We start from the raw sequence: 19,172 nt of genomic DNA, 5'->3' as shown, positions 1-19,172 counted from the left end.
CCATGGTACATTTACCGGGAAAGAAAATATTTTTATTTCTTTGTGGTTTCCGCTAAAAAAGGGAAAAATCAGCTGAAATTTAAACTGGACTAAAAAAACCAGGACAGCAGTGCCCCATTCTTGACGAGATATTTTTTGATGAAGCGGATGGCTTTAACCATTTGGCTGTTGATGGTTGCATCTTTTAAGCCAAGTTCTTCAGCTGCCTGTTTATAGCTATAGCCAGAGCCGTGGCAAAGCTCATAAATTTTTTTACGCTGTGGGGGCAACAGCTGTACAGCACGGGAGACAAATTCCGTTGTTTGCCTGTACTGTGCAAAAGCAAGTCCATTATCCCCCTGATCCAGCGCATATCTGGCGATCTCTTCCGTAATAATGGTTTCTTTGGCCGCTTTACGAATCACATTTAATGATAAATTTCTGGCTATGGTAAACAGGTAAGACTGTATGGGTAAGCTGGGTTCCAATTTAGGAGCGGTTTCCCATAATTTTACAAATACTTCCTGAACAACGTCTTCGGCAAGTACAGGTGATTTTAAAATCTTGAGTGCAAATGCGTAGATTCTTTTTACGTTCCGTTCATAAAGAAGGGAAAAAGCAGTTTTGCTGCCATTTTTCAACTTTAGCACCAGTTCAGGCTCTGAATCTTTTAGAACACGCATCGTCTACAAAATTAGTAGATTTATAAATAACATTAATGATTTGAAAGCCGTGTTCCAAATTTAGACATTACATGGTAAATACAGGCAGTTTTAAAGAAAATAGATAGTTTCAATTTGTGGAATGCGATATAGGTTAGATCTTCCCCAGCTAAATATGTTTATCAGAAATAAAAAATACGGCAAAGCCTACTCCACCACTCTTAATGATGCGATTTCAAAACTTTTTCTTTATCACTGTTCTAAAGAAATCTGCTAAAAAAAAAGCTAATGGATTCGATGTGCAAATAAAATTTAAAGCTAAACTATCGAATTCTGGGCTAACTTAAACGATTTAGATCTAATTTTTGCAATCTATTTGGATTTATTCTAAATAAATATACCTTTGCAAAAAAATGCCACAGCGGATTGGAACTCCGTGTGGCACTACCGGATTTAAGCCCGGATCCCTTTAACGTCTAATTAAAAGTAAATGCAATTTAAGAAAATTTTACTCTTAGGTATATGCTGCACGGGAATATTTGCAGCTCATGCCATTTCTGGTACTTCGCTTACAGGAAGTTATACAAATCTGAAAGATAGTCTAGTTCAAAACCGCAATGATGAGCAAACCGGTGTAGTGAGAGGAAGGATCACTACTGCCGATGGTAGCGTAGCTGCTGGTGTAAGCGTAGTGTTGAAAGGCACCCGTTATGGCTCGGTTACTGATGAAGATGGATTCTACCAGATCAGGCGTGTGCCGGTTGGCGATTATACATTGGTGGTTTCGGCGGTTGGCCTTTACCCAAAAGAAAAGTTGATACAGATTTCATCGCGTAGTACCGTAATTGCTGATTTTTCTTTGAAAGAAAACCGTTCGGAATTAGACGAGGTACAGATCAGTACGAATAAAAAAAGATATAAGGTGGATAAAGTATCGCCATCATTGCGATTACAATCGCCACTGATCGAGGTACCACAGAACATCCAAGTGGTAACCAGCAAAATACTGGCAGACCAACAGGTATTTGATATTGTTGATGGTGTAACCAGAAATGTGAGCGGTACCTTGCGCGTAGGCCATTGGGATGCTCAATATGCCAATATTTTTATGCGTGGCACCAGTATTCCGGCCTTCCGGAACGGCATGAACCAAAAAATGCCCTGGGGGCCATTGGCTGACGATGCCGCCACTATCGACCGAATAGAATTTGTAAAGGGCCCCTCTGGCTTTATGATGGCCAACGGCGAACCTGGTGGTATTTATAATGTGGTAACCAAAAAGCCTACCGGTCAAAACCGTAGTTCGGTAAGTGTAGTGGGTGGAGGCTATAACCTGGGTCGCGTGGCTGCCGATCTGGATGGTAAATTAAGCCGCGATGGCCGATTATTATTCCGCCTGAACGTAGCCGCACAAACCAAAGATAGTTACAACAAATACAATTACACCGATAAATACATTATTGCCCCCGTAATTAGCTACCAGGTGGATAGCAATACCTTGATTACTGCTGAATATACTACCCAGCATGTAGAGGCACAGGCACTGGGGTCATACGGTTTTTCGCCAAAAGGATTTGCTGATACAGACCCTAGTTTCTTTCTTGGCGATCCGTCGCTCGACCCTGCAAAGCTTTATGATCACAATGCCACCGTTTATGTAAGCCACCGTTTAAATAACGACTGGAAGATTAATGCCCAGGCGGCCTATCTCCGCTATGGTTTAGACGGAGGTACTCCTTGGCCCTCGAAAATCGCGCCAAATGGCGATATGCGCCGCTATCTGAACATCAGCGAGGAACTGGCCATTAATAAAAATATCCAGGTAAGCCTAATGGGCGACCTGACTACGGGGCTTATTGTACACCGTATTTTGGGTGGATTGGATATGGGGAACCTGAAAACCTGGGGCGATTTTTCGAGTGTAACAAAGTCTGATATACCATTGACAAATGATGCTCCGTTTAACATTTACAATCCTGTTTACGGCCTTCCTATCTCCAGTATTCCAATCTTCGATCGTTCGCGCAGCATTCAGAACCGTTCAGGATCAAATGTATATGCCACTAGCCTGACCTATACAGGCGCTTACCTGCAGGATGAGCTCCGCATGCTGGATGGACGGGTTCGGTTAACCTTAGCCGGCCGTTTTACACATGCCGTAACCGTGGGCAAAACAAACCTCACGCAGCTATCTGATAATGTTTTTAGCCCAAGGGCCGGCTTGAGCGTAACCCTGGCAAAAGATTTTAGTGCCTATACACTCTATGACCAGAGTTTTCTGCCTGTTGCCGGCCAGGATTATGCCGGAAACCCCTTCAAGCCGATTCGTGGCAATAATATCGAACTGGGCCTAAAAAAGGATTTCTTTGATGGTAAATGGAACGTAACCGCTGCTGCCTTCCGCATCAAGAAAAAAAATGTGTTAACTGCCGACCTCGATCCGGCACACCTGGCGATGAACCCAAATGCCCAGATCCAATTGGGCGGTATCATCTCCAAAGGTATTGAACTGGATATCAATGGCGAAATTACCCCAGGATTAAACGTTGTATTAAACTATGCGCTAACGGATGCCAAGGTAAGTGAAGATGCTAAACCAGAACTGGTAGGCAGGCATACCCCTAACTCGGCTAAACATATTACCAACGGCTGGTTATCATACCGCTACCAGAAGCAAGGGGCTTTGTTGAACGGTTTTGGATTGAGTGCGGGCTACCAGATCCAATTGGGGCGTTATGCCGGATCTACTGCTGTTCCATTGATGTTACCGGCTTATTATCGTTTTGATGCAGGTGTTTCCTATGAAAAAGGTAAAATAACCATAGCAGCCTTAGTGAATAACCTATTGGACCGTAGACTGCTCACACAGGGATCATATACCAAGCTGGCTACTGAAACGGCAACATCAGTTTCGTACTATACCTATATTTATGAGGTTCCGCGCAATGCAAGATTGAGCATTACCTACCGTTTTAAATAATCTATATCCGATCAATAAAGCAGGCACCATGACCAATACCCGAAATCAAGGAAAGAAAAAGCAAAAAGACACGCTTTTCAAACGCATCAACAATTGGCTGCACTTGTGGTTAGGTTTGATATCTGGCGTCATTGTATTCATCGTGTGCCTCACTGGTTGTATTTGGGTATTTAATGAAGAAATTACCGGGCTGCTGGAGCCAGACACGAAAGTAGCCTGGCAAGATAAGCCCGTAATTAAACCCTCCGAGCTGATGCAGATTGCGGCTAAGCTTTACCCGGAGAAAGTGCCGTCGTACGCCAACTACCAGCAAGGCAGGGCCATTAACTTAAATTTACGTGCCGCCAATGCCGGCCCAAAAGATCGCCGTACGGGCAATACCATCCTTAAATTGAACCCTTATACGGGCGAAGTAATCCGTACAGAAGTGCATAAACCTGGCGAATCAGATTTCTTCAGGTTTATTTTAAACGGACACCGTTTTCTTTGGATGCCGTCTCAAATAGGCCGGGCAATTGTTAACTACGGTACCCTGATTTTTGTGTTTTTACTGCTTACCGGATTGATCTGGTGGTATCCCAAGAAATGGAATCAATCCACGCGTAATAAGAGTTTTAAAATCAAATGGGGTGCCTCTTTTAAAAGGTTAAATCTCGACCTGCATAACGTACTCGGCTTTTACGCTTTATTATTTCTGTTAGCCATAGCCCTTACCGGAATGGTGTATGGCATTAAATGGTATAGTGAGGGTATCTATTGGGTTACATCTGGTGGCGATAAGCTGGCAGAATACAAACGCCTGGATTCAGACTCCACACTAAAAGGAAAAGGTTACAGGCCAGAAAAAGCGATGGATATGGCCTGGAACCAAGTCGTTGCGCGCCACCCTAAATCAATGGGTTTTTATTATAGTTTTGTGGATACCGCAGATGCTAAGGCCGCCATAAACATTACCGTGTACCCAAATAAAGGGCAGTTTTACAATAGCCAGGGCTACACCTTTGATCAACATACCTTGCAGGAATTAAAGCGGGAAGATGCCTATTCTGTTGCATACGCGCAAGCCACTTTCGGGCAGAAATTAAGAAAAATGAATTACGATATCCATGTAGGCAGTATTTTAGGGTTTCCTGGCAAAGTATTGGCCTTCCTGGCCTCACTCATTGGCGCCAGTTTACCGATTACCGGATTCCTGGTATGGTATGGCCGGAAGTTTAAGAAAAAGAAACCGGGGAAAATTTTGGCGAAGCAGCCTGCCAATATCTCTAAGGAACCAGCAGAACAATTGCTTGTTAAAATATAAAGAAGAAGCCCCGGTTGTAAAAAGCCGGGGTTTTGCTTTTTAAACGCTAAAAAAAGATACAAAAAAGTAATATATCACTGCATTTACTTGCAAACTTATTCTTCAGAAAAAGGTAAAGCCAAACCGTGGTTTTGAAAGATGGGAATGACAATGAAGCCTTCAAATTGGAATGAGAGATAACCAAAGCAAATTAAGTGAATAACGTGGCGTAATTTTTAAAGAAAAAAACAATAATATCTCAATCCTTTTTTCACTTTTCGGTATTGCACGCTATTTTTTAGGATCCCTCTATATGTTCACTCGATATACTGCTTATGATAGCATTTCGGCTAGTGCTGAAGTAATATTTCAAGCTTGCCTTAGGATGCATTTGAAACCGGCCCACAGGTCATTGCGTCAATTTCGCTATAGGCTCGAAAGGCGGCAGCAAGTTTGCTTATCTCCAGCTCCGGGATCAATCCTGGATCGTTGAACTGCATGTTCATTATATATATTGGGATCTCCATCATCCCCTTATCGGTTTTGAGCAGTACATGATCATCAAAAGGCAGTGCAGATCGGAATTCTCCAATCTCAGGATTAAAAAGGGTCAATCTGATCAGTAGCTCGTAGTAAAGAAAAAGGGGAAAGTTCATTGGCGCAAAGTTACCTAATGATAAATTTAATATTAAATTATCATTACAACAAGACAAATGAGACACTTAACAATGAATTAACCCTCCTATAATTTAACACTAACTAAATATCAATTAAAAAAAACAAGCTTAAATAGAGTACAATTCTTAATATCCTCTTCTCAGACCGTTGGTACCTGAAGGCTAAATTACCATGAGTATTTAATATTCTGTTAATATGCGTATCGTTTCTGAATTTTAATTTTGACGCGATAATTTATGGGCGAAAACAATACTGCCGGATTTAACGACGATATGGAACAAAAGTTTGATGAAAAAACTTTCGAAGATCTTTATCGCCGTATGTACCCTACGTTAAAAAATTATGCCCTTTATCTTGTTAAGGACATAGAAGATGCGCAACTCATTTTAAATGATGTATTTATTTCCATATGGAAAAACGGCACCATCCTCACTAACGAAAAAGCCTACCTTTTCCGTGCCGTTAAAAATGCGGCTACCAATTATCACAAAGCGCCGAAAGCCAATCTCTGGCATATTGATAGCGAAGAAGAGATCCCTGAAATTACTGACATGAAAGAAACCCCGGCGCAGGCGCTTCAGAATAAAGACCGGAACCGGGTACTTTATGCCCTTATTGATCAGATGCCCGAGCGCAGGCGGCTTATTTTCTACATGTACCGGATTGATGGCTTCAGTTACAAGGAAATTGCAGTTTTATTGGATATCTCGGTACGCACCGTAGAAGATCATCTTGTAAAAGGTTTTGAGTTTCTTCAACAAAAAGTACTGAAAAACAGATTTGAATTCAGGTAAAACACCACTTAACGATTTATTAACACAAAGTTAACGACTTACGGCCCGTAGTGCCCCTCCTATTCTTGTCTTTTTAAGTATAAAAGCATGTGAATGGATCAGGAAACCTGGAAATTGGTACTCGAATATTTAGCGGTAAAGGAAAACCCCGGCCGCAGCAAGGCCGAAATAGCCATGCTCGAACAAAAGCTTAACGATTGGGCAGATAACGATGCCGAGCGGCTAGCACAATTGGAAGAGGCATTATCGCTATGGGAAGATACGGCGCAACTACCGGACGATGGATCGTGGAGAGAAAGTTTTGCCATCATCAAACAACAGCTGGATGAGGCTCCGGCAAAAAAACTGAAGATATTAAAATGGTGGCCGGCTGCAACTGCCGCAGCGGTTATTGGGGCGCTGGTATTTTTTGTAACCGGTAATCAAAAAACCGCTGTTACTAACCAAAACGCCATTGCCTGGGTAACCAAAACTGCTGAGCCTGGCAAAATTATTAATGTTATGCTCCCAGATAGTTCGGAGGTATGGTTAAATTCAGGCAGTAGCATCAGCTTTCCGCAAAACCTGAAACATGCCGGCTTCAGAACGGTTAAACTCAATGGAGAAGCTTTCTTCAAGGTAAAAAGAGATCCTGCTCATCCGTTTATCGTAAAAAGCCAGAACATCCAAACCCGGGTACTGGGAACCAGTTTTAATATCCGTGCCTGGAAAGGCTCCCGGCCGGAAGTAACCGTGCTTACCGGAAAGGTAGCGGTTTCAAGAGATTCTGCAGGCGCACAATCATCTGCGGTTCACCTCCTGCCCGATCAGAAAGCAGTTTACGATCTAAGATTAGCCCGGCTGCTGCGCGAAGACGTTGATGATGCCAAAACCTCGGTGGACTGGAGAACAGGAAAGATGAATTTCGAAAGCACACCTATGGAAGAGGTATTTCAGATCATATCACGTAAATATGCGGTTAAGATTATTACCGACCAGTCTTTCAAAAACTGCCAACTCACAGCAAAATTCGACAATGTGGCACTAAGCGAGGTAATGAAAACCATCGGGCTTACATTCGATATCCATTACACCATAAACAAACAGACTATTTATATAAAAGGAGGTAAATGTAACTAAACAACGCGTAAAAGATAGCTGCAGCATGTTGGCGCATGCCGCAGCTAAGAAATTTTAAATTTTATTTTAACCCATCAAGATTAAAACATACAAAGTTATGAAAAAGTCAGCAGTGACTAGTCAATTAATTTTTAGCGCAATGCGTTTTTTCACCATCATTTACATCATGCTCTCGGTAATGCTCTTTGTAGGGCAGGCATCGCCCGTAAATGCACAACAATTAAACACCAAAGTAAGCATCAATTTAAAACAGGGCAGCTTAACCGATCTATTTAAAACCATTGAAAAGAAAACCGGCCTGTATTTCGTATACTCCAATAAAGATGCGGTAGCGCAACAGCACATTACCGGCTTAAAAGCTGATAACGAAACGGTTAGCAGTTTGTTAAACCGGATTTTAACCCCCATGCAGCTTACCTACCTGATCGAAAGAAACCAGGTGATTATTAAAAAATCAGTCCGCGTGAGTGGAAAGGTGACTGACAATAAAGGTTTGCCCCTGCCCGGCGTAAACGTAATCGAAAAAGGCAGCAACAATTCTACCAGCACCAAACTGAACGGCGATTTTAGCCTGAGCGTTACCGACAAATCGGCCATACTGATTTTCAGGATGATCGGTTATCAGACCAAAGAAATCGCAATCAATAACCAAAGCGAGCTAATTGTTAGCCTCGCCCCTGATGAAACTGCACTTTCAGATGTAGTGGTTACCGCCCTGGGTATTAAACGTGCCGAAAAAGCATTGGGTTACTCTATCGCCACCGTAAAGGGAAGCGATATTAATACTGTAAAAGAAGTAAACGTGGTTAACTCGCTCGCAGGCAAAGTAGCCGGAGTAAATGTAGTAAGTGCCGGTTCCGATCCCGGATCAACTTCTTTTATCACCATCAGGGGGCAATCATCTATCGCTACCGATAACCAGCCTTTATTTGTGGTTGATGGTGTTCCGGTAGCACATTCGCTACGCGCCACATCAGAAGTTGGTCGCTCATCAGTTGATTATGGCAGCCCCATTGCCGATATCAGCCCGGATGATGTAGAAAGCATTACCATTTTAAAAGGTGCAAGTGCAGCAGCCTTATATGGCAGCAGGGCCGGAAGCGGTGTGGTACTGATTACCACCAAAAGCGGTTCGGCAAACAAAAAAGGTTTGGGCATCAATTTCAACTCAAATGCCATGTACGATCAGGCCTGGATGTTCCCACATTTTCAGCATACCTTTGGCGGCGGCGAATATACTGACGATCAGGCTTCTTCTACCACTTCGGCATGGGGCCCAAGGCTTGATGTAGGTACAAAACACCTGCAATGGAACAGCCCATTGGATGCCAGCGGAAAACCGATTGCCACCGATTGGGTATCTCACCCCAACAACCCGCAGGATTTTTACGAAACCGGCGCTACCTACACCAACAATATTTCCATTAGTGGCAAAAATGCCGATGGCAATTACCGTTTATCATACACTAACCTCAACAATAAAGGGATTGTACCCAATACCGACCTGAAAAGGAATACGCTTAACCTTTCAGCCACCTACGTGCTGCATCCTAAATTAAAGATCAGTACCAACATTGGTTATGTAAACAATAAAAGCGACAACAGGCCATCGGCTTACCGCGAAAGCGTAACGCAAATGCTGTATTCGCTTCCGCCGAACATGAACATCAACGACCTGAAAAACTATTGGAAACCGGGAAGGGAAAACATCGAGCAGTTTTCAGCAGATGATTCCGACAATCCTTATTTTGTAGCGTATGAGCATACCAACGGCTACGACAGGAACCGGTTAACGGGAAACATACAGGCGGTTTACGACATTAGCAAAAACTTAAGTTTAATGGTACGTACAGGGTTGGATATGTACAACGAAGAACACGAAACTAAACGCCCCTTCAGTTCAAAACGTTTTAAATTCGGTGGATACGGGGTAGATAATTCTTTCTTTAAAGAACAGAATACCGATTTTTTACTGAGCTATAAAAAACTGTTGAACCAGGATTGGTCGTTAAGTATTTCTGCCGGAGGTAACCAAATGAACCAGACCAACAGATTTACCGCGCAGAAAACAGAAAGCCTAAGCATACCAGGGGTATATAATATTGCCAATGCACAGGCCGGTACCATTGTAAATTCGCAGTACAACTCTCGCAAACGCATTAATAGCATCTATGGACTTGGGCAAGTATCGTTTAAGGATATGGTTTTTCTTGATTTAACGGGCAGAAACGATTGGTCGAGCACATTACCTGACGGCAACAACTCGTATTTTTATCCGTCGGCATCGTTAAGCACCATTGTAACCGATGTATTCAAAATCAAATCTGATGTGCTTTCGTTTCTTAAAGTTAGGGCCAACTGGGCGCAGGTGGGTAGTGATACAGATCCTTACCAGTTGTACAATACCATTCCTTTTAACCAGGACTGGGGAGATGTAAAAAGGGCAACCATTGAGTTTAACCTTAAAAACAACTTCCTTAAACCAGAAATTGCTACATCTTACGAATTTGGTGGAGATTTTCGCTTTTTCAAAAGTCGTGTGGGCATCGATGTAACCTGGTACAAAACCAATAAGCGGAACCAGATCATCAACATCCCTACCACAATTGCATCAGGTTCATCAAACCGTTTGATCAATGCCGGAAACATCCAGAACAGCGGCTGGGAAATTGGCCTAAATGCAGTGCCTTTTGATGGCATCTTAAAATGGGAAACCAACGTAAACTTTACGAAAAACGAAAATAAGGTAATCGAATTATCAGAAGGTTTAAAAGAATACTCTATGGGCAGTGCCGATGGCGACAACATCCGTTATCTGATTAAAGAAGGTACCAAAATCGGCGATTTTTACACGCCTAGTTATACCAAGGTAAGCAGCGGGCCAAATGCCGGAGCGGCTTTACTGGATAAAACCGGGCATTATATCCGAAATAACACCGAATATATTAAGGTAGGAAACTACAACCCCGATTTTACCGTGGGTTTTAACAATACTTTCAGTTACAAAAACTTCACTTTAAATGTGCTTTTAGACTGGCGCAAGGGTGGTAATTTTTATTCGTATGTAGTTAAAAGCTTAATCAATGCCGGCTTAACCGATAATACATTGGTAGGCAGAGATGCAGAAACAGGCGGTTTGCCATGGACAGATTCGCAGGGCAGAAAACGTAACGACGGGATGATTATTCCGGGTTATATTGCTGATGCAAACGGTAACCTTACCCAAAACACGGTAATTATTGCCGCTGCAGATTTTTACAATAATACTTACAACAAATACTACGAAAGGTTAACCTATTCGGCTTCGTTCCTGAAAATCAGGGAAGCTTCGTTAACCTATGTGTTCGATAAGAAACTAACGCGTAAACTGCCCATCAGCAACCTGTCGCTATCGCTTATCGGAAGGAACCTTTACACCTGGACTGCCAATGGATTGGGCTATGATCCGGAAACGACCATGAGCGTAACCGAAGGTTTTAAACTCGGTGTAGGCCACTGGACACTCCCAGGCACCCGCTCATTCGGTTTTAAACTAAGTTGTAACTTTTAACCTGTACAAAAATGAAATTCAAATATACAACGCTCCTATTCACGCTGGCTGCTTTAATCACAAGCTGCACCAAAGATTTTGAAGAAATAAATACCAACCCCAATGCACCTGAAACCACAAATACCGAATTTTTAATGTCGGATGTGCTCGTTTCTACCGCTTATGCCTACCAGGAAAACGCCGTGGACCGGAGGCCGGCCTCGGCAGCGCGCTACCTTACCCTTGTGCGCAATACGGGCTACGATTTGTTAGATTGGGGTCCGGTTGATTGGGATGACATTTATGCCCGCTTAGCGGTGAATAAAACCTTTATGGAAACCGCACAAAAACGTTCGGAAAACCAATATGTGGCCATCGGTAAAATTATGAAGGCTTTCAACTTTGGCTATTTGACCGATCTGTATGGCGATATCCCTTATTCGCAGGCATTAAAATCAAAAGAGGCCAACCTCATCTACCCGGAATACGATCAGCAGCAGGCCATTTATCCTGATCTGTTGAAAGAATTGAGGGAAGCCAACGATATATTAAAAGGCAATAGTCAGGAAATAAATGCCAAAGGCGATGTAATGTTTAAAGGAAAAGCACTGGCCTGGCGCAAGTTTGCCAACTCACTGCGTTTGCGGATGTTGTTGCGGATCTCGAAAAACTATGCACCGGCCTTTACCGAGATGCAGGAAATCCTGAACGATAAAACTGCCTTCCCTATTTTCGAAAGCAGTGCTGATAATGCAGAGGTAGCCTATTTGGGCAATATTGCGGCCTATAGCTGGCCGGGTGGCCCTTTGGCGATGATCGATTTCGATTACCAGAAAACCAAAGTAAGTAAGGAACTGGTGGATAGGCTGATCCAAAGGAACGACCCGAGGCTTGGCGTTTGGGTAGAACCGGTAAAAAGCACCAGCGGATCAACCGTTGATCTTAACCGTTATGTGGGTGTACCCAATGCCATCGATGCACCATCAGCTTATAACGGTGGCGAAGATCATGTTTCGGTTTTCTCTTCTGCATTCTTCCGCAAAAACGGAGGTGCTTCGAACGCATTGTTAAAAGCCAGCCTGATCACTTATACCGAGCAGTGTTTTATTTTGGCCGAAGCCGTACAAAAAGGCAAACTTACGGTAAGTGGCGAAACCGCAGAATCGCTGTACTATAAAGGCATCAGAGAATCGATGAGCAATTATGCGGTAACCGCAGCGCAAACTTATTTCGATCAATCCCTGGTAAAATATAATGGTACGCTCGAACAATTGATCACCCAAAAATGGCTGGCCATGTTGTTTAAAGGTTCGGAGGGATGGTTTGATCAGCGCCGTACCGGCTATCCTGCTTTTGTTACCGGTCCGCTTGCAGCCGGAAGAAGCATTCCAAAACGTTATACCTATCCCGATTCGGAAAGCGCAAAAAACCGTGTCAACTATCAAAAAGCCGTTTCCGTTTTCGGTGCCGACAATCAAACTACCCTAATGTGGTACCTGAAATAAATCAATTCCTTTATTACTGATTAAAATAACATGAAATTATACATCAAAACTTTTTCTTTTTTATTTACACTCTCTGTTTTAGCCACTGGCGTTAAAACATATGCCCAGGATTTTAAACCTGGGCATTTTCCCGACCGCGTAATTTTAACCTGGGCCGGCGATCCTGCTACGAGTCAAACCGTAAACTGGCGTACCGATACCACGATTAAAGCCTCAAAAGCACAGATCAAGGCTGAGGATTCAAATCCGGCACTCGAGCAATCTATCACCAATTACGACGCTGCTTCTAACCTTCTGGGCAGCGGAAATAATTATGAAATTGCAAGGTACCACCATGTTACCTTTAACAACCTTAAACCGGCAACGGTATATGCTTACCGCGTTGGCTCTGGCGAACATTGGAGCGAGTGGTTCCAGTTTACCACTGCATCGGTTAAAAGCATCCCTTTTTCTTTTATTTATCTTGGCGATGCACAGAACGATATCCGTTCCAAGTGGTCGAGGGTAATCCGCAAGGCATTTTCACATCAGCCTGATGCCAGGTTTATCATCCACACGGGCGACCTGATTAACCGTTCGAACAACGACCAGGAATGGGGTGAATGGCATTATGGCGGTGGTTTTATCAATGGTATGGTACCGAGCATTCCTTCGCCCGGAAACCATGAATATGTGCGCGATGATAAAAGAAAACTGGTACTCGACCCTCATTGGGGTGTACAGTATACCTTTGCAGGTAATGGACCAAAAGGGCTGGAAGAATCGGTTTATTATGTGGATTATCAGGACATGAGGATCATTTCTCTGGATTCTCAAATGATTATCCTGGATGAAGCTTCGGCGAAAGCCCAATACGAATGGCTCGAAAAAGTATTAAAGGAAAATACAAAGCTATGGACAGTGATTACCTTCCACCACCCTATTTTTTCGACAGCAAAAAGCAGGGATAATAAGGAATTCAGAGATCGGTTTAAACCATTGTTTGATAAATACTACATTGATCTTGTACTGCAGGGCCACGACCATACCTACAGCCGTGGCCAAAATCTGCCAAGGGGATTATCGGGAAGGGACTTAAGCGGACCGGTTTATCTGGTTTCGGTTGCAGGCCCTAAAATGTACAAAGTAGATGGTGCAAAATGGATGGATGTATCTTTAGAGAACACGCAGCTTTTCCAGGTAATCCACGTTGATGGTAAGAACCTTAAATTTGAGGCCTATAAAACCTCGGGCGAACTTTTTGATGCCTTCTCATTAAAAAAAGGCGACAGAAATAGCGCTGCAGCATTTACAGATATGAACCCTGCGCAAAAGCCTTAGTCATGAAAATAAAAATAAAATCGTTTTTACTGTGCATCCTATTTAGTGGCTTATGGATACCGGCATTCTCACAACAGGTGATGAGGCCATTGCCGAAATCAAGAAATGCTTTTATTGTGATTGCCCACCGTGGTAGTCATTTAATTAAACCCGAAAATACAATAGCTTCCATTACGGAGGCTATTGCTTTCGGTGCCGATTATGTGGAGCTCGATCTGCGTACTACAAAAGACGGACATCTGGTACTTTTACATAACGACCGTGTAGATGGGGTAAGCAATGGAAAGGGGCTCATAAAAGACCTTGATTTAGAAGCGGTAAAAAAACTCGTTCTTAAAGGCAAAGATGGCAGTTTGCACCGTATTGCCAGTTTTGAAGAGGCGCTTAAAGTCTGTAAAGGAAAAATCAATATCTATTTGGACTTTAAAGCTGCCGAAGCAGAGAAAGCTTATCAGGCCATTAAAAAAGCCAAAATGGAGCGTCAGGTACTGGTTTATGTGAGTGGCAACAGCGATTACCTTTCGTGGCGGAAAACCACACCTGAAATGCCTTTAATGTCGAGTTTTGATAATACCATTACAACCAGGGAAGGATTATTGGAGGCCATGGCAAAAACACCCCTGGAGGCGATTGATAATGTTCCAAATGAAAAATTACTGCCGGTTTTAAAAACCATGGGCATCAGTATCTTCATGGATGTACAAAAAGCGAGCGAAACACAGGGTGATTGGGATAAGGCAATAAAACATGGCGTTCAGGGTTTGCAGACCGATCATCCCGAGGCACTTATCAAATACCTCCAATTGGTTAAGATAAGAGCTAACTAGCTATCATTTAGGCATAAATTAATTTCTCAGCAGGTCTGAGTGTAGGTTTGGGGTAGATCTTAAATTTATCATGCAATAGTTTGCTTTACCACTTTCTGATCGATAACAAGTGTCCCGATAAGCAACATGGTTCCTATTAGCAACAGCCATTTAAACTTGAAAACGGTTAATAGAAACTGGTTACCTATTTCAACTTTGATGATGCTTAACAGAAAATAAGCGATGATTAAACCGGCAGCCATGCCAAGGGCGGCAAATAAGTTAAACTTTAAATCACTACGGCGTTTTAATTTAAATTCAATACGATATGAAACTTTGGATGCAAAATTTGCAGGCAGGTCGTATTGCGGTTCATTTTTAAGCGTTTGAAATAAAGAAGAATATTGATCTACTTGTTCCTGTTCAGCTGCAGAGAATAAATCTGTTGCTGGATTTATTCCTTTTTCCAACAGCGCCTGTATTTGTTCATCATTTAATTCGTCCATCATTCGTTTTTTAAATTATGTTCAATTTTTTCTTTTAATAATCTGCGTGCCCTGAAAAGGTTACTTTTAACTGTTCCTTCCGGTATTCCTGTAATTTGTTCTATTTCAGCGCAAGTAAATTCATTTAAATGATACAAGGTTAAAACAGTTCTATATTGCATCGGCATTCTTTCTATCAGCTTATTAACATAGGCCGATGTATCTTTTTTCACCAGTTGCAATTCCGGACTATCATCGTTAAAGTTATAATTCGCCAGCTGTTCCGGATGATCTTCCAGCCATTCAGTCTTTCTTTTTTTTAAATGATCAACAGTTGTTAAATAGGCAATACGGGCTATCCACGTTGATAATTTTGATTGAAACTGAAATTTATGGAGAGATAAATGCACTTTAATAAAAACCTCCTGGCAGATGTCTTCCTTGTCTTGTAACTGATGTACCAAGCGGTTTACTACATAAAATACCAGTTTCTGGTATTGTTTTACCAACATTTCGAAAGCGCGGAAATCTCCTCTCAGTACTCTAGAAATTATTTCCTTCTCATTTAACATATATACAGTAGTCGGTAACCGTTAATTTATGGTTGCAAAAAATAAATAAAAAAAATTGCAACCGTTGCCATGTTTTTAAAGTCTACTGTTTCTGAATCCATTTTTAAAATTTAAATTAAATATCATGAAACAGTTAATGCCATTTATAATCGTAATTTTATTTTTCGTTGTAATTGCAGTTTTCATCCTTGCTTTATATAACTATCGTTTAAAGAAAAGGATTATCGAATCAGGTCCTTTAGATGAGACAGGGTTAAAGTTTTTGCAGCAGTTATCGGGTTTTGGTACTGAGGCTATGAAATGGGCCATCATTTTAATGACCACTGGTTTAGGTTTGGTTGTAATGCAGTTTATACCTTACAGCGCTGAAGATTCACCACTTCCATATGGCATTGAAATGATGTTCATTGCATCAGGTTTTTTTCTTTACTACCTTTTTATCCGTAATAAACAGGATAAAAAGTAAGCATTTATCAAGAAAAATATCCAACAAATTCAAAAATCTTCCTTTTTATTGGAAATTCTTATATACAATTATCTACCTCATTATTACAGCCTATATGAAAACAGACAAACATTTCCGTTTATTCTTCATAGCATTATTTGCTTTTATTATTCTTCTAAATGGCAGATTAATGGCTCAAACAAACATAGCTTCTTTTTTTCTGAAAGGTAGCATTAGCGATTCCCTGTCACACAGCAAGCTTCCTTTCGTCACCATCAAAATAAATAATGGTGAGGGTAAAACCATTAAGGCTGGTGTAAGTATGGAAGATGGTGCCTTTAATTTTCCTGATGTAAGTCCATCGAGTTACCGCATTGAAATTATTGCTACAGGATATGAACCTAAAATCTTATCTGTTAACCTGCAGAAGGATACCGATTTGGGGCAGATTAACCTGAAACAACAAGTGAATGTTTTAAACGAAGTTTCTATTACGGCTAATATGCCCATCATTAAGCAAAAAGCCGATCGAATAGTCTACGATTTGCAGGCAGACCCTGAAAGTAAATCCAACAGTGTTTTGGGAATGATGCATAAAATTCCATACATCTCTTTGGATGGTAGTGATAATATCATGTTAAAAGGCAATTCGAGCTTTAAAGTATTAATTAATGGTAAACCATCAGCCAGTGTGGAGAATAATTTAAATACAATTCTAAAAAGTATGCCCGCATCTACTATCGAAAAAATAGAAGTCATCACTACTCCGCCATCAAAATATGACGGTGAAGGGCTAACGGGCATTATTAATATTATTACCGTTAAAAAATTAAATGATGGCTATAGCGGATCGCTCAATGCTAACGGTAATTTTCCTGTAGGAGGACCAGGTCTTGGTGGCTCATTTACAGCTAAAACCGGTAAGTTTGCGATATCAGCCTATGGTGGTGGAAGCCTCAATTATAATCCGCAAACCACTTATATAAATAACCGATCAACCTTTGGTAGTAACCCTACAAGTTTATTACAGCAAGGTATTAACAAATCAAATAATAAAAGCGCATATTTTGGTACTGAAATGAGTTTGGAGATCGATTCGATCCATCTTATTTCTGCCCAGTTAAATTTGAATGGAAACCACTCAAATACCAACAGGACGCAAATGTCTGCACTGAGGGAAAATAATATTCTTACTCAGGCATATGATTTGTTTAGTGATAATCAGGGAAATGTTTTCGGAATTGATGCCGCCATTAACTATCAGATTGGATTTAAAGCAGTTAAAGACAGGCTTCTTACTTTTTCTTATCAGTTTTCGGATAATCAGAACAATCGCGATGATCAGGTAGCGACCACCGGACAGCTTAATTTTAACACTCCCGATTACCAACAGCACGATAGCCAAAGGTTTAACGAACACACTATGCAGGTCGATTTCATTACACCTGTTAAAAAAGTAAATATCGAAGCCGGCTTAAAAGCAATTCTGCGTAACAGTAATAGTGATTTTGGGTATAATAGCTTCAATAGTTTCAACAATGTGTTTGAACCCGACCCTGCCCTATCAAACCAATATACCAATACGCAAAATGTATTTAGTGCTTATAACAGTTATCAAATAAACTTAAACAGCTGGAATATTAATGCAGGTTTAAGGGTTGAGGGGACTATGATAAGGGCTGATTTTATCAGTAATAATACGGCGACAGACCAAAATTACCTGAATTTCCTACCATCTGTAGCCATAGGAAAAAACTTTAAAAACAGCACATCACTAAACTTTGGTTTTTCCCAGCGGATCAGAAGACCTGGCATAAACAGGCTCAATCCATATATTGACCGATCGAATCCTAATTTTGAAGTTACGGGAAATCCCAACCTGCGTCCGGTATTGATTAATGATTTTCAGATTGGATATGGCCTGAATAAAAAAGTATCCTTAAATATCGGAATAAATTATTCTTTCATGAACAACCTTGACCTCCAGGTAATTGATTTTGATCCTGCTACACAAATCACCAGAACAAGTTATGCAAATACAGGCCGGTCGAGCAATTTAGGCGGTAACCTTTCCTTTTCCTATCCGATTAGTAAAACCTACAGCATTAACCTGAATGGTAACGCGACTTACTTATGGCTGGAAGGCATAGCTGATGGAAAGATTGTTAACAATAACAGGTTAATGTATTCTTTCAACCTGTCAAACGGATTCCGTTTTGTTAAGGGATGGGCAGTAAATGCCGATTTAAATGTTATCAGCAGAAATCCTACAGGATTACAGGGATATTCGAATGGATTTGTAGGAACTGCCTTTAGTGTAAATAAAGAATTAATTAAAAACAAACTGATATTTGCTGCTCAGGTTAAAAATCCATTTACCAAATTCAGAGATAATATTGTACGCAGTTTCGGACCGGATTTTAACCAAGTATATACTTCTCAGGATTATTTCCGCTCATTTGGTCTCAGCCTGAATTATAAGTTTGGCGGTCTTAATGGTGGTATTAACAAAAGTAAAAAATCAATAAGAAATAATGACCTGGCCAATTAATGTTTTCAAAAAAAACTGACTATTTAATTTTAATTGTTCATTGGTATGGATGTTATTGAAGCTAATAATTTATAGGGTTGAATGTTATTGTGCTCATATAAATATAGAAAATGAAGACAATCGTCAGGTTTGAATTCGACAACCAGTTATTTCATAAAAATTACTGTGGTCCTTACGCTATTATTTTAGAGAATCCTCCGCATATACCTCAAACCGGAGATCCTGTAGATTTTAATATTGCAGATTTTTTCAATGATGAAAAAGTATTAGAACGTTATCAACGTCTTATACAATCAGATTTGTTATATGCCCATCGGATTCAGACAAAATACAGCATAGATGTGGTTGAAATCATGATAGTGCTTTATCAGGAATCCAGCTTCAGGGCCATATTCCCCCAGCTATTTGAAGTACCGCATCAGTTTAACATCGATCTGTTATAAATAATGCTAAGTTTTTTCCAAT

Annotated in this window: 15 protein-coding genes; 11 read left to right on the top strand and 4 right to left on the bottom strand. The window is 41.1% G+C overall.

Translation table 11 applies throughout. From position 1 onward, the window contains the following. Positions 1-89: 89 nt before the first annotated feature. Positions 90-662: an RNA polymerase sigma factor gene (locus OQX63_RS05345; RefSeq protein WP_265849854.1), complete on the bottom strand. Its 573-nt coding sequence runs from the start codon at positions 660-662 to the stop codon at positions 90-92. Positions 663-1,131: 469 nt separating this feature from the next. Here OQX63_RS05345 and OQX63_RS05340 point away from each other — a divergent pair, with 469 nt between their 5' ends. Together OQX63_RS05340 and OQX63_RS05335 are read left to right on the top strand one after the other, a co-directional pair. After that, entirely contained in the window at positions 1,132-3,621 is a 2,490-nt protein-coding gene (locus OQX63_RS05340; protein ID WP_265849853.1) for a TonB-dependent receptor, read from the top strand. A gap of 28 nt (positions 3,622-3,649) precedes the next feature. Then, positions 3,650-4,924 carry a PepSY-associated TM helix domain-containing protein gene (locus OQX63_RS05335; RefSeq protein ID WP_265849852.1) on the top strand — a complete coding sequence of 425 codons (1,275 nt, stop codon included), beginning with the start codon at positions 3,650-3,652 and terminating at the stop codon, positions 4,922-4,924. A 359-nt stretch (positions 4,925-5,283) separates the two neighbouring features. On the opposite strand, the gene OQX63_RS05330 is transcribed toward OQX63_RS05335, so the two are convergent. Then, the gene (locus tag OQX63_RS05330; RefSeq protein WP_265849851.1) at positions 5,284-5,559 is read right to left on the bottom strand and encodes a hypothetical protein; all 276 of its coding nucleotides are present in this window, start codon (positions 5,557-5,559) and stop codon (positions 5,284-5,286) included. 258 nt (positions 5,560-5,817) lie between these two features. Between OQX63_RS05330 and OQX63_RS05325 the strand changes: the two genes are divergently transcribed. The 6 genes from OQX63_RS05325 (at position 5,818) to OQX63_RS05300 (ending at position 14,675) form a co-directional block, all read left to right on the top strand. Further along, complete coding sequence (locus tag OQX63_RS05325; RefSeq protein ID WP_265849850.1) at positions 5,818-6,375, top strand: RNA polymerase sigma-70 factor; 558 nt, start codon at positions 5,818-5,820, stop codon at positions 6,373-6,375. Positions 6,376-6,468: 93 nt separating this feature from the next. After that, positions 6,469-7,494 carry a FecR family protein gene (locus OQX63_RS05320; RefSeq protein ID WP_265849849.1) on the top strand — a complete coding sequence of 342 codons (1,026 nt, stop codon included), beginning with the start codon at positions 6,469-6,471 and terminating at the stop codon, positions 7,492-7,494. 97 nt (positions 7,495-7,591) lie between these two features. Continuing rightward, positions 7,592-11,044, top strand: coding sequence for a SusC/RagA family TonB-linked outer membrane protein (locus OQX63_RS05315; protein ID WP_265849848.1), 3,453 nt, complete (start codon positions 7,592-7,594; stop codon positions 11,042-11,044). A gap of 11 nt (positions 11,045-11,055) precedes the next feature. After that, positions 11,056-12,528: a SusD/RagB family nutrient-binding outer membrane lipoprotein gene (locus OQX63_RS05310; protein ID WP_265849847.1), complete on the top strand. Its 1,473-nt coding sequence runs from the start codon at positions 11,056-11,058 to the stop codon at positions 12,526-12,528. Positions 12,529-12,558: 30 nt separating this feature from the next. Beyond that, positions 12,559-13,848, top strand: a complete 1,290-nt coding sequence (locus OQX63_RS05305; protein WP_265849846.1) for a purple acid phosphatase family protein — start codon at positions 12,559-12,561, stop codon at positions 13,846-13,848. Between the two features lie 2 nt (positions 13,849-13,850). Beyond that, complete coding sequence (locus OQX63_RS05300) at positions 13,851-14,675, top strand: glycerophosphodiester phosphodiesterase family protein (protein ID WP_265849845.1); 825 nt, start codon at positions 13,851-13,853, stop codon at positions 14,673-14,675. Between the two features lie 68 nt (positions 14,676-14,743). Here OQX63_RS05300 and OQX63_RS05295 read toward each other — a convergent pair whose 3' ends face one another. Then, positions 14,744-15,163, bottom strand: a complete 420-nt coding sequence (locus OQX63_RS05295; RefSeq protein ID WP_265849844.1) for a hypothetical protein — start codon at positions 15,161-15,163, stop codon at positions 14,744-14,746. Beyond that, complete coding sequence (locus tag OQX63_RS05290) at positions 15,160-15,711, bottom strand: RNA polymerase sigma factor (RefSeq protein WP_265849843.1); 552 nt, start codon at positions 15,709-15,711, stop codon at positions 15,160-15,162. The genes OQX63_RS05295 and OQX63_RS05290 overlap by 4 nt, the downstream gene beginning before the upstream one ends. Positions 15,712-15,835: 124 nt before the next feature. On the opposite strand from OQX63_RS05290, the gene OQX63_RS05285 reads away from it, so the two are divergent. The 3 genes from OQX63_RS05285 to OQX63_RS05275 all read left to right on the top strand — a co-directional run bounded on the left by OQX63_RS05285 (position 15,836) and on the right by OQX63_RS05275 (position 19,150). Beyond that, complete coding sequence (locus OQX63_RS05285) at positions 15,836-16,177, top strand: hypothetical protein (protein WP_265849842.1); 342 nt, start codon at positions 15,836-15,838, stop codon at positions 16,175-16,177. A 169-nt stretch (positions 16,178-16,346) separates the two neighbouring features. Beyond that, positions 16,347-18,707, top strand: a complete 2,361-nt coding sequence (locus OQX63_RS05280; RefSeq protein ID WP_265849841.1) for an outer membrane beta-barrel protein — start codon at positions 16,347-16,349, stop codon at positions 18,705-18,707. Between the two features lie 110 nt (positions 18,708-18,817). Continuing rightward, positions 18,818-19,150 (top strand): hypothetical protein, encoded by a 333-nt coding sequence (locus tag OQX63_RS05275; RefSeq protein ID WP_265849840.1) that lies wholly within the window; start codon positions 18,818-18,820, stop codon positions 19,148-19,150. Positions 19,151-19,172: the final 22 nt, after the last annotated feature.

The sequence above is a fragment of the Pedobacter sp. PF22-3 genome (genome assembly GCF_026239555.1).
GTDB lineage: Bacteria > Bacteroidota > Bacteroidia > Sphingobacteriales > Sphingobacteriaceae > Pedobacter.
This window is presented reverse-complemented; position numbering and strand designations above follow the sequence as displayed.

Excerpts from the sequence above, each read along its gene's own strand:
- OQX63_RS05345 (WP_265849854.1), bottom strand. The coding sequence starts at position 662 with ATGCGTGTTCTAAAAGATTCAGAGCCTGAACTGGTGCTAAAGTTGAAA.
- OQX63_RS05340 (WP_265849853.1), top strand. The coding sequence starts at position 1,132 with ATGCAATTTAAGAAAATTTTACTCTTAGGTATATGCTGCACGGGAATA.
- OQX63_RS05335 (WP_265849852.1), top strand. The coding sequence starts at position 3,650 with ATGACCAATACCCGAAATCAAGGAAAGAAAAAGCAAAAAGACACGCTT.
- OQX63_RS05330 (WP_265849851.1), bottom strand. The coding sequence starts at position 5,559 with ATGAACTTTCCCCTTTTTCTTTACTACGAGCTACTGATCAGATTGACC.
- OQX63_RS05325 (WP_265849850.1), top strand. The coding sequence starts at position 5,818 with ATGGGCGAAAACAATACTGCCGGATTTAACGACGATATGGAACAAAAG.
- OQX63_RS05320 (WP_265849849.1), top strand. The coding sequence starts at position 6,469 with ATGGATCAGGAAACCTGGAAATTGGTACTCGAATATTTAGCGGTAAAG.
- OQX63_RS05315 (WP_265849848.1), top strand. The coding sequence starts at position 7,592 with ATGAAAAAGTCAGCAGTGACTAGTCAATTAATTTTTAGCGCAATGCGT.
- OQX63_RS05310 (WP_265849847.1), top strand. The coding sequence starts at position 11,056 with ATGAAATTCAAATATACAACGCTCCTATTCACGCTGGCTGCTTTAATC.
- OQX63_RS05305 (WP_265849846.1), top strand. The coding sequence starts at position 12,559 with ATGAAATTATACATCAAAACTTTTTCTTTTTTATTTACACTCTCTGTT.
- OQX63_RS05300 (WP_265849845.1), top strand. The coding sequence starts at position 13,851 with ATGAAAATAAAAATAAAATCGTTTTTACTGTGCATCCTATTTAGTGGC.
- OQX63_RS05295 (WP_265849844.1), bottom strand. The coding sequence starts at position 15,163 with ATGATGGACGAATTAAATGATGAACAAATACAGGCGCTGTTGGAAAAA.
- OQX63_RS05290 (WP_265849843.1), bottom strand. The coding sequence starts at position 15,711 with ATGTTAAATGAGAAGGAAATAATTTCTAGAGTACTGAGAGGAGATTTC.
- OQX63_RS05285 (WP_265849842.1), top strand. The coding sequence starts at position 15,836 with ATGAAACAGTTAATGCCATTTATAATCGTAATTTTATTTTTCGTTGTA.
- OQX63_RS05280 (WP_265849841.1), top strand. The coding sequence starts at position 16,347 with ATGGCTCAAACAAACATAGCTTCTTTTTTTCTGAAAGGTAGCATTAGC.
- OQX63_RS05275 (WP_265849840.1), top strand. The coding sequence starts at position 18,818 with ATGAAGACAATCGTCAGGTTTGAATTCGACAACCAGTTATTTCATAAA.